Here is an 11,350-nt window from a genome sequence, read left to right as displayed (position 1 = left end):
ACTTCAATAATTATTTTTGTAATAATTGATTTAATTGTACTGCAGCTTCACCAACTCTTGGTCCAAAACCTGAAACCAATTGTCCGTCCATTGCAATAATTTTTTTGTTTTTACCAGCAGTTGTAGATGAAACACCTTCTAGTTTTAAAACACCATCTACACCACCAATACTTTGTAAACCACTATCGAACATTAAAATATAATCTGGATTGCTTTTTACAACAGCTTCTGGTGTTAATGGTTTAAAATCATCAAATTCTGTAATAGCATTTTCTGCACCAGCAATTCCGATAATTTTTTCCATTGGCGTATTTTTACCTGCAACCATTAATGTTCCAGCTCCACGCGCATAAATGAATAATACTTTTGGTTTAGTAGCTAATGGTTTTAAACCTTTTAAATCTGTATCAATTTTTGTATTGATAGCTTCATAATTTGTATTTTTTAATGATGAAGCGATTGTTTTAACTAATTCTTTAGTCCCTTCTACAGAGAAATCTTGTTTAATTATTTCAACACCAATTCCAGCGCTTTTTAATTGTGCAATTTGTTCTGTAGTCACATCTTTATCTGTAGCATAAACTTTTGTTGGTTTTAATGCTAAAACAGACTCTATAGATAACGAACGAACGTGCCCTAAGTCTTTTGCTTTTTCTTTTACAGTCGCAGGATATGTACTTGTAACATCAACACCAACTAAATTGTTTTCATAACCTAAATCGGCTAATGTTTCTGTGATAGCTCCATTTAAAGACACAATTTTTTCATTAGAAACAGCAACTTCTGTTGTTGGTTCAGATTTGACTTCAGTTTTAGAATCTTTGTTATTGCAACTAGCAAGTAAAACAAGGATAGCAGAGGAAATAAATAGTTTTTTCATTTTATTTGTATTAAGTCTAAATTAAAATGCAAATATTACTAAAAAGATTCACTTTAGCAATTTTATTTAGATTAATTTTAAATAAAAGTTCAATAGATTTATTTATAGTAATTTAAAGTATTTGTTTTGATTTTTTGTGAATAGAATTGGCACTTTACAGAATGTAAAGCAAGATGTATTCTCTAAAATAGAGAAGTAGTATATAGCGTGAATTAAAAAGCTATTTATTAAGAAATCTGGCTCCAACCAACCTTATCTTTATGGTTTTCTAAAAAGAAGTTTTTAGTTGGAATATTTATAGGTAAAGAAAGAGTAGGGTCGTATTCTAAAATTTTTTCAACGCATTTTCTAGCAGCATAAAGAATCTCTTTGTCTTTGGCTAAATCTGCAATTTTAAAATTTAAAACACCACTTTGTTGTGTTCCCATCATATCGCCTGGTCCACGTAACTCTAAATCTACTTCGGCAACTTTAAAGCCATCGTTGGTTTCGCACATCGTTTGTATACGACGACGAGAAACATCATTTAATTTTTTACCCGTCATTAAAATACAAAAAGATTGTTCTGCACCTCTACCAACTCGTCCACGTAATTGATGCAATTGAGATAATCCAAAACGCTCAGAATTTTCTATAATCATCACAGACGCATTTGGAACATTTACACCAACTTCAATAACAGTTGTGGCAACCAAAATTTGTGTTTCATTGTTTTTAAAACGATTCATTTCAAACTCTTTGTCTGCTGGCTTTTGTCTTCCGTGTACAATACTAATTGCATATTCTGGTAAAGGAAATGCACGCGAAATACTTTCGTATCCATCCATTAAATCTTTTAACTCTAATTTATCAGATTCTTCAATCAATGGATAAACAATATAAATTTGACGTCCCTTTGCTATTTCGTCTTTTATAAATTTAAAAACACTCAATCTATAAGCATCAGTTTTATGAACGGTCTTAATAGGTTTTCTTCCTTTTGGTAATTCATCAATAACAGAAACATCTAAATCTCCATACATTGTCATAGACAAAGTTCTAGGAATTGGCGTTGCAGTCATTACCAAAACGTGTGGTGGCAAAGTAGCTTTTCTCCAAAATTTAGCTCTTTGTGCAACACCAAAACGATGTTGTTCATCAATAACAGCTAAACCTAAATTTTTAAAGACGACGTTATCTTCTAATAAAGCATGAGTTCCTACAATAATTTTAAGTTCTCCACTTTCCAAATCTTCTAATATGGGTTGACGTTTCTTTTTTGTTACAGAACCAGTTAATAGCTTTACACTAACGTCTAAATCATTTAATAATTCAGTTATACTTTCAAAATGTTGTTGTGCAAGAATTTCGGTAGGAGCAATTAAAGCTGCCTGAAAGCCATTATCTATAGCGATTAGCATCGTTAATAATGCAACCATTGTTTTTCCAGAACCTACGTCACCTTGCAATAAACGATTCATTTGTGCAGGTTGTCGTAAATCTGTTCTTATTTCTTTAATCACACGTTTTTGCGCATTCGTTAATTCGAAAGGCAAATATTCGTTGTAGAAAGTATTAAAATAATCTCCGATAATAGGAAAAGGATTACTTTTATTTTTCTGTTTATTAACAGCTTTCTGTGATAGATTAGCTAAATTTAGAAAGAAAAATTCTTCAAATTTTAATCTACGTACTGCTGCATTTAATTCGTTTAAATCTTTCGGAAAATGAATGGCTTTTAGCGCTTCATTTCTACCAATTAATTTAAAATGATCCAATACATTTTCGGGTAAGTTTTCTGCAATAGCAATATTTTCTGCAAAAAGATTTTGCATCATTTTCTGCATTACGCGGTTTGTAATTCCTCTTTTAGTTAATTTTTCTGTACTTGGATATACTGGAAACAAACCAAGAGAAACACTTTTAGCATCTTCAATAAGTTCTATTTCTGGATGTGTAATACTATATGTCCCATTAAAAACACTTGGTTTTCCATAGATAACAATCTCTTTAAATAAATCTGATTTTAGTTTATCCTTTTGCCAAGTAGAAATCTTAAACCAAACCAATTCTAAGGTTCCAGAAGTGTCTTGAAACTTTCCTTTTAATCGTTTTACTTTTCCTTGATTAATTTCTTCTAATTCTACAATTTTTCCTTTTAATTGTATTTCAGCATCAGTAGAAGATATTTCAGAAACTTTATAAAATTTTGATTTATCTACATATCGAAACGGAAAATGCTGTAATAAATCCTCATAGCGAAATATACCAAATTCACTTTGTAGCGCTTTAGCTCTTTCAGGTCCAGCACCTTTCAGATATTCTATTGTTTTTTTTAATGGATTTTGGTACATTTTTCTCGAATGATTGTCGCAATTTAACAAAATTTAGCGACAAACAATGTCACGTTAATCACAAAAAATGTTGGATAAAATAAGTTATATTTGTATAAAAATTTACAAAAATGAACTTGTTAGAATATTTCGATAAAGGATTTAATTACGAACAATATATTACAGATGTTGAAGATAGATTAGAAGCAGAGATAGAAGTAGATGATCCGAAAGATTATGTACAATATTATGCTTTAGGTTTACAAAGAATGAATCGTGTTTTTAAAACATTTAAATTAACACCTGTACAAGAAAAAAGAGTTAAAGAAACAAACAATAATTTCAAGTTTTTAATTATTACAGAAGGTTGGTGTGGAGATGCATCTCAAATTGTTCCTGTAGTAGAGAAATTAGCTAATGCTTTGTCTGTTGAAACAAAATATGTTTTGAGAGATGAGAATATGGGATTAATGGAAAATTATAAAACAAACGGTTCTATTTCTATTCCAATTATTGTTGCTGTTTCTGAAGAAGGAGAGGAGTTATTTACTTTTGGACCAAGACCAGCTTATGGAATGGAATTATTAGCGAAGTTTAAGAATAATCCAGATATTTATTCTAGTGAAGAATTTCATGAAGACTTACAAGTTTATTACAATAAAAATAAAGGAGAAGATATTGTAAATGAGGTTTTAGATTTGATTGATGAAAATGTTGAGAACTAAAAATTAGTTGAACATAATTTCTTAATACGATGAAAAAAAATAAACAGATTATTTTTGCAGTTACTGTAGTAATAGCTTTAGTTGCGATTATGTTTACACCAATTGGTACTTTTTTGAAAAGTAAAATTGAAGATGATAGTCATGTTGCTGGAATGGATGTTGAATTATCTGAAAGTGATTATGATATTGATTTAATTGGACATAATGGCGCAAAAAATACGAATCTATTAGATTTTAAAAATAGTGGAGAAGTTATCTTTCTAAACTTTTGGGGAAGTTGGTGTCCTCCTTGTGTTGCTGAAATGCCAACAATTCAGAAATTATATGAGGCGAAAGGACAAAAAGTAAAATTTGTTTTGATTGCTATTCAAGATAAGCCAAAAGTTTTTAATGCTTTTCTAGAAAAGAATAACTACACAATGCCAGTTTACGAACCAAGTAGTCCACTTTCTAATAATATTTTACCACGTGTTTTTCCGACAACGTATATTTTAAATAAAAAGGGACAAGTTGTTTTAAAGGAGATTAAAACAAGAGATTGGAACGATAAAGAGATTAATGATTTATTAGATAAATTGATAGCTGAATAATTATTTGTTGTAAAATGTATATTTCTTATACTCTTACTTAAGCGTAATAAGGCTCGAAAATATAAAATCCCTTCAATAAAATTTGGAGGGATTTTTTTATTTTATCAGTCTTCTTTGTTATTATTTCTAATCCGTCATTCCGAGTTAAATTCGTTTAGAATTTTGTATAGAGAACGAAAACAGAGTTAAAAGTAATATTATATAACAGAAAAGGTTAGAATTATTTAATTCTAACCTTTTCTTATTTTAAAACTGTGTTTTATTCTTCTAATTTCTGAATTTTAAAACCAGCATCTGTAACTGCTTCTACAACTTCTTCTGCATCTTCTGTAGTTGTTACAGTTAACACTTTCCTAACATCAGCCGTGTCAACTTTCCAATTGTTTTCTCCAACTGCTTCATCTAGAAACGGTTTCACAGACTTGATACAGTTGTCACAATTTATATTTGTTTTGAATTTTAATTCACTCATAGTTTACAATTTAGACTCAAATTTATAAACATTTCGTAAGATTTAAAAAACATTCAAGTAATATTTGAGTAATAAATTTAAACAAAAATCTATGAAGCGTAATCTAGATGTAGTAATTATTTCAGATATACACTTAGGAACCTTTGGTTGTAAAGCACAAGAATTGTTAGCTTACTTACAATCTATTAATCCAAAAAAGGTTATTCTAAATGGAGATATTATAGATATTTGGAACTTTAAGAAAAGTTATTTTCCAGAAAGTCATCTTCAAATTATTCGTTATTTATTTAGTCTTTCAGAAAAAGGAGTTCCAATTGTTTATATAACAGGAAATCATGACGAATTATTGCGAAAATTTACTTCTATGAATTTTGGTAATATTCTCTTAACAGACAAATACATGTTGAAGCATCAAAATAAAGTGTCATGGATTTTTCATGGAGATGTTTTTGACGCTTCGATACAGCATTCTAAATGGATTGCAAAATTAGGTGGCTGGGGTTATGATAAATTAATACAGTTAAACTATGTAATTAATAAATGTTTAGAATTCTTTGGAAGGGAACGTTATTCATTATCACAAAAAATAAAAAATTCTGTAAAAAAAGCTGTAAAACATATTAATGATTTTGAACAAACAGCGGCAGAATTAGCAATAGAAAATCAATACGATCATGTTATTTGTGGACATATTCATCAACCACAATTACGAGAAGTAACAACAGAAAAGGGAAGTTGTATTTATATGAATTCCGGAGATTGGATAGAAAACTTATCAGCACTAGAATTAGTAGATGATAATTGGTCTATTTTCTATTTTGATGAACACGAAAAAGAATTGATGCAGAATTTAGAAGAAATTGAATTTAATTATTCAATTGACGAGTTAATTGGTTCTATTTTAAACAATAAGTAAATGAAAATACTATACGCATTACAAGGAACAGGAAATGGTCATTTGGCAAGAGCGCAAAAAATGTTACCTATTTTAGAAAACTATGGAGAATTAGATGTTTTTGTAAGTGGATCTAACTCTCAATTGTCTTTAGATGATTTTAATTTCTCTCATCATAAAGGATTATCATTGTTTTACAATCAGATGGGAAAGGTTTCTTATAAAAGAATCTTAAGAGAGAATAGTTTTAAATCTTTTTGGAATGAGGTAAAACAATTTCCAATAGAAAAGTATGATGTAATTATTAATGATTTTGAGCCTATTACTGCACATGCTGCAAGAAAGAAAAAGAAAGAAATTATTGGTTTAAGTCATCAGGCTTCTTTATTGTTTGATGAAACGCCTAAAGTAAAGAATAAAGCTGGTGAAACAATTATAAAATATTATGCGCCAACTTCTTCTAATTATGGTTTTCATTTCGAAGAATATAACGATTCTATTTTTTTACCAATTATTAGAGATAAAATCAGAGCATTAAATCCAAAACAACAAGATTTTAATTTGGTTTATTTACCAAGTTATCATCCAAACGAAATAATAGAGAAACTATCTGCAATAAAAGAAGCAAATTGGAAAGTTTTTTCTCCATTTGCTAGCGAATCTTTCAAACAATTTAATGTAGAGGTTTATCCAGTTGACGAAAGATTATTCATTAAATCTTTAGAGAATTGTACAGGCGTTTTATGTGGAGCTGGTTTTGAATTACCTGCTGAAAGCTTATTTCTTAACAAGAAACTTTTTGTAATTCCTATAAAAGGACAATATGAACAATTATGTAATTGTGAAGCCTTAAAAAGAATAGGAGTGGACTACTCTTTAGATTTAGAAATAGATAAAATTCAGAAATGGGTAGATTCTTCAAAATTAGTTCTAAGAGATTTTCCAGATCAATCAGAAGAAATTATTGATTATATTTTCCATCATCATTCTTTAATTGATTAGTTATTTTTCCAGAAAGAAGGTGTAAATAAAATAAGAATTGTAAATAGTTCTAATCGTCCTAAAATCATTAAGAAGCTGCATAATAATTTTGCACCTTCCGATAAAGAATTCATAGAAGTTCCTGGTCCATATTCGCCAAGTCCTGGTCCAACATTTCCTAATGTTGAAGCTGTAATAGTAAGTGACGTTAAGATATTTTGGAAGCTCATGGTTACACCATAATTAAGTAAGCCAAATAATATAGAGCTAGCAATCCAAGTTATCATAAACATAACAAAAAATGCCATTACATGGAATACAATGGATTGATTTAATGAACGATTATTATAACGAACAGGTATTATAGCATTTGGGTGTAAAATACGCTTAAACTCAACCCAACTATTTTTTAATAAAATGACGTGTCTTATAACTGTAATTCCACCAGAAGTAGAACCTGCAGATCCACCAATAAAAAATAGAGCAAAGAAAATAAGTGTTGTAACACTTAGCCAACTCGTATAATCTTCCATGGCTAAAGCAGTTGTAGAAGCAATAGAAATTACATGAAATAGAGAGCTTCTAAAGGAATGTTCTAAGTTACTCCAAGAATAGACTTCTGTGGAATAGTTAGGATAAACAACATAAAATAATGCAATAAAAACGATGAAGCTAATTCCGGCAATTAACCAAACCCACCATCTAAATTCTTCATTCTTCCATATTTTTTTAAATTGACCTTTAACCATTAAGTAAATTAAGGCGAAGTTTGTTCCTCCTAAAAACATCATAACTATTAAAACGTACTGAATAAAAATATTGTTATTCCAATACATAATACCTGCGTTTTTAGTCGAAAAACCAGCTGTTGCAATTACACTCATAGAATGATTTGCAGCATCAAACAAATTCATTCCTCCAAAATATAATAATGCCGCAAAAAATAGAGTTAATCCCAAATAAACCAACCAAAGATTTTTAGCTGTTTCTGTAATTCGAGGATGTATTTTATCTGTATGTATTCCAGGCGCCTCTGCCATAAACAATTGTCGTCCTCCAATTCCTAAGAAAGGTAAAATAGCAATAGTTAAAACAATGATTCCCATACCACCAATCCAATTTGTGGTACTTCTCCAAAATAAAATACTTTTAGGTAAACTTTCTACATTATCGTAAATGGACGTTCCTGTTGCAGTATACCCAGAAACAGTTTCGTAAACAATATTTACAACACTAAAATTTTCTGAAATGATATGATCGTTTGGTAAAAAAAATAGTGAGGTTACATAAGGTAAACATCCAGATATAATAAGAAATAACCAACCAACACAAACAACAATATATCCTTCTCTTTTATTAATATGCTTTCTTCTGTCTCTTGTAAAGTACATCATAATTAATCCTCCCAATCCTACAATAGTTCCAGAAAGTAAGAAAGGATAAGATAGGTGGTCTTCAAAATAAACACTTACGCATGTTGCAATAAACATAAATAAAGCATTTAATAATAATAAGACACCAGAAAGGTTGAGAATAACTTTGATGTTAAGTGATTTCATTATTTAAAATATTTGGTCACTTTTGAGATTAAATTGGCTTGACTAAACACAACAACATGATCATTTGGTAGAATAATAAAATCTTTTGTAGGAATAAAACCATCATTTTTACGAACAATACCAGCAATTGCTGCATCTTCTTCGAAAGGAAAATCGCTTACTTGTTTATGTGCAATTGTAGAGTTTTCGTGTATTCTAAATTCTAAAACTTCTGCATCTAAATCGGAAATACCAGTAACATTCATTACAGAACCTTGTCTAATGTAACGGAAAATACTATCGGCAGTTAGTAATTTTTTGTTGATTAAAGCATTAATTCCAACTTCTTGACTAAGATGTATATAATCTATATTTTCTACTAAAGCAATGGTCTTTTTTACACCTTTAGATTTTGCTAAAAGACACGACATAATATTGGTTTCTGAACTTCCTGTTACAGCAATAAATGCATCAGAATCAGAAATTCCCTCTTCAAGTAATAGTTCACCATCTCTTCCGTCTCCATTGATAATCAATATATTATTAAATTCATCAGCTAAGTCAAAAGCTTTATTACGGTCAATCTCTATAAGCTTTATATTGTGTTTGTTTTCTTTTAATAATTTAGATGTTTTTACACCAATACTTCCACCTCCAAGAATAATTACATTCTTAAAATATTCTTGTTTTTTACCCAGTATTTTATAAATCTCTAGAATACCAGCTTTCTTTACAATAAAGTAAACATGATCATTTATTCGGAAGTCTGTATCTGGTTCGGGAATAATTGTTTTATATTCTCCGCGTTCATTACTTCTCATAATTGCAATCGGCGTAAAAAGATTTTCATCTCCGCCTTTTGTCGTTAAATACATGTCCTTGTATTGCTTATCCAAAATTTTGCAATCTTCGTCCAAGGTTGTTCCAACTAAATATAATTGTCCACCAGCAAAAGGATGCATAGTATTAAAAGCAGATTGTTGTACTAACGAGTAAATTTCGTCAGCCGCTAATTTTTCTGGACTAATTAAAGCATCAATTCCCATTTTCTGAAACCAGAACTGATTTTCTTTGTGTAAAAACTCTGGATTAGAAATTCGAGCTAAAGTTCTTTTTGCACCCAAATCTTTTGCAATAGATGCGCTCGTTATGTTGGTATTCTGTAAATGCGTAACAGAGATAAACATATCAGCATCATCAACGCCTGCTTCTCTTAAAGATTTAAAAGATGTAACATCGCCACGAAAAGCCATTACATCTAATGAATTTTCGATGATAGCTAATTTATCTTTGTCCATGTCTATAATGACAATGTCATTCATTTCATTAGACAATAATTTAGCTAAATGAAACCCAACTTCACCAGCACCTCCAATAATAATTCTCATAGAGAAGTTTTTTACGTTACTATTTAGATGTTTCTTTTTGTCCCATCAACATTAAGAAAGCTTTTAAGAAATCGTCAATTTCTCCATTCATTACTGCATCAACATTTCCTGTTTCGTGCGCAGTACGTACATCTTTAACCAATTTGTAAGGATGCATTACATAATTACGAATTTGAGAACCCCATTCAATTTTCATTTTGTTTGCCTCAATTTCGTTTCGAGCGGCCATTTTTTTCTCCAGCTCAATTTTATATAATTCAGATTTCAACATTTCCATTGCACGCTCGCGGTTTGCTAACTGAGAACGCTCAACTTGACAAACAACAACAATACCTGTTGGTTTATGTGTTAACTGAACTTTAGTTTCTACTTTATTTACATTTTGTCCTCCAGCTCCACCAGAACGAGAAGTTTGTAATTCTATATCAGCAGGATTAATTTCAATTTCGATTGTATCATCTACAATAGGAGATACATAAACCGAAACAAAACTTGTATGACGTTTTGCATTACTATCAAACGGTGAAATACGAACCAAACGGTGTACTCCATTTTCACCTTTTAAATAACCAAAAGCAAACTCTCCATCAATTTCTAATGTAACCGTTTTTACACCAGCAACATCACCAGCTTGATAGTTTAATTCTTTTACTTTGTATCCATTTTTTTCTGCCCACATTAAATACATACGCATTAACATAGACGCCCAATCACAAGACTCTGTACCTCCAGCACCCGCAGTAATTTGTAGCACAGCACCAAGATTATCTCCTTCTTCCGAAAGCATATTTTTAAACTCTATGTCTTCTAATAACTTTGCAACAACTTGGTATTGTTCCTGCACTTCATCGTCGGTAACTTCACCTTCGCGATTAAACTCAACTAAAACTTCAACATCATTTACTGCATCAGCAATAGCTTGATATTCATCGACCCATTTCTTTTTACCACGAAGAATTTTCATAAAACTTTCCGCTTCTTTCGGATTATTCCAAAATTCTGGAGAAGCAGCATGTTCTTCTTCGTTTTGTATTTCGATTTCTTTTTGTTCAATTTCCAAATAGGCGTATAATTCTTGAGTACGTTTCTGGATATCTTTTAGTAATTCGTTATTAAACATAAATGCAAATGTATGAAATTAGCGTTGAAAATGAGTTGAGATGAATTTAGCCTACAATTGTTTTATCATTTTTACCATTCCATGAAAGTACTTGGTAGGTAATTCCTTCTTCTGTTTTGATATCTTGATCTTTTAAGACTAAAAATGTATCATCCCAATCTTGATCTTCATAACTTACAACCCAAAATAATTCATTAAAAAATAAACCTTCTAGAATGTATAAAAGCTCTTCTGCCGAGTCAACTTGATAAGTTGTGTAAGGATGGCTAGTTTTAATCCAAATTTCATTCTCTGCAGATGTTTGGATATATAAATCACCTATTTTAGTTTTATACTCATTACCAATATGGAACTCTAAAAATTCACTTTCCTTTTTATGAAATCCACCTAATTCTGGTAATACTTCAATAATTTGATTATATAATTGAGTTGAAAATTCGTTCATTTTA

The 11,350-nt window shown here is 30.2% G+C and carries 11 protein-coding genes; 4 read left to right on the top strand and 7 right to left on the bottom strand.

What is annotated here, in order from left to right; all coding sequences use genetic code 11:
• Window positions 1-10: 10 nt before the first annotated feature.
• On the bottom strand, window positions 11-880 hold the full coding sequence (locus BUA86_RS06875) for a heme/hemin ABC transporter substrate-binding protein (protein WP_072931104.1): 870 nt from the start codon (window positions 878-880) through the stop codon (window positions 11-13).
• Window positions 881-1,107: 227 nt separating this feature from the next.
• The gene (gene recG, locus BUA86_RS06870; RefSeq protein ID WP_072931102.1) at window positions 1,108-3,213 is read right to left on the bottom strand and encodes an ATP-dependent DNA helicase RecG; all 2,106 of its coding nucleotides are present in this window, start codon (window positions 3,211-3,213) and stop codon (window positions 1,108-1,110) included.
• A gap of 110 nt (window positions 3,214-3,323) precedes the next feature.
• On the opposite strand from recG, the gene BUA86_RS06865 reads away from it, so the two are divergent.
• Window positions 3,324-3,917: a thioredoxin family protein gene (locus tag BUA86_RS06865; RefSeq protein ID WP_072931100.1), complete on the top strand. Its 594-nt coding sequence runs from the start codon at window positions 3,324-3,326 to the stop codon at window positions 3,915-3,917.
• 29 nt (window positions 3,918-3,946) lie between these two features.
• Window positions 3,947-4,507: a TlpA family protein disulfide reductase gene (locus BUA86_RS06860; RefSeq protein WP_072931098.1), complete on the top strand. Its 561-nt coding sequence runs from the start codon at window positions 3,947-3,949 to the stop codon at window positions 4,505-4,507.
• A gap of 259 nt (window positions 4,508-4,766) precedes the next feature.
• Here the strand turns inward: BUA86_RS06860 and BUA86_RS06855 are convergent, their stop codons facing one another.
• Window positions 4,767-4,979 (bottom strand): heavy-metal-associated domain-containing protein, encoded by a 213-nt coding sequence (locus BUA86_RS06855; RefSeq protein WP_072931096.1) that lies wholly within the window; start codon window positions 4,977-4,979, stop codon window positions 4,767-4,769.
• Between the two features lie 91 nt (window positions 4,980-5,070).
• On the opposite strand from BUA86_RS06855, the gene BUA86_RS06850 reads away from it, so the two are divergent.
• Together BUA86_RS06850 and BUA86_RS06845 are read left to right on the top strand one after the other, a co-directional pair.
• Window positions 5,071-5,895, top strand: coding sequence for a UDP-2,3-diacylglucosamine diphosphatase (locus BUA86_RS06850; RefSeq protein WP_072931094.1), 825 nt, complete (start codon window positions 5,071-5,073; stop codon window positions 5,893-5,895).
• A complete protein-coding gene (locus tag BUA86_RS06845; protein WP_072931092.1) occupies window positions 5,896-6,876 on the top strand; it encodes a glycosyltransferase family protein in 981 nt (326 codons plus the stop codon).
• On the opposite strand, the gene BUA86_RS06840 is transcribed toward BUA86_RS06845, so the two are convergent.
• The 4 genes from BUA86_RS06840 to BUA86_RS06825 are packed head-to-tail and all read right to left on the bottom strand — an operon-like array spanning window position 6,873 to window position 11,346.
• Window positions 6,873-8,414, bottom strand: a complete 1,542-nt coding sequence (locus tag BUA86_RS06840; protein WP_072931090.1) for a TrkH family potassium uptake protein — start codon at window positions 8,412-8,414, stop codon at window positions 6,873-6,875. The two genes, BUA86_RS06845 and BUA86_RS06840, sit on opposite strands and share 4 nt — an antisense overlap.
• Window positions 8,414-9,781, bottom strand: a complete 1,368-nt coding sequence (gene trkA, locus BUA86_RS06835; protein ID WP_072931070.1) for a Trk system potassium transporter TrkA — start codon at window positions 9,779-9,781, stop codon at window positions 8,414-8,416. The genes BUA86_RS06840 and trkA overlap by 1 nt, the downstream gene beginning before the upstream one ends.
• A gap of 19 nt (window positions 9,782-9,800) precedes the next feature.
• Complete coding sequence (gene prfB, locus BUA86_RS06830; protein ID WP_072931068.1) at window positions 9,801-10,901, bottom strand: peptide chain release factor 2; 1,101 nt, start codon at window positions 10,899-10,901, stop codon at window positions 9,801-9,803.
• 46 nt (window positions 10,902-10,947) lie between these two features.
• Window positions 10,948-11,346: a hypothetical protein gene (locus tag BUA86_RS06825; RefSeq protein WP_072931066.1), complete on the bottom strand. Its 399-nt coding sequence runs from the start codon at window positions 11,344-11,346 to the stop codon at window positions 10,948-10,950.
• Window positions 11,347-11,350: the final 4 nt, after the last annotated feature.

This window comes from Chishuiella changwenlii (genome assembly GCF_900142565.1).
Classification (GTDB): Bacteria; Bacteroidota; Bacteroidia; order Flavobacteriales; family Weeksellaceae; genus Empedobacter; species Empedobacter changwenlii.
This window is presented reverse-complemented; position numbering and strand designations above follow the sequence as displayed.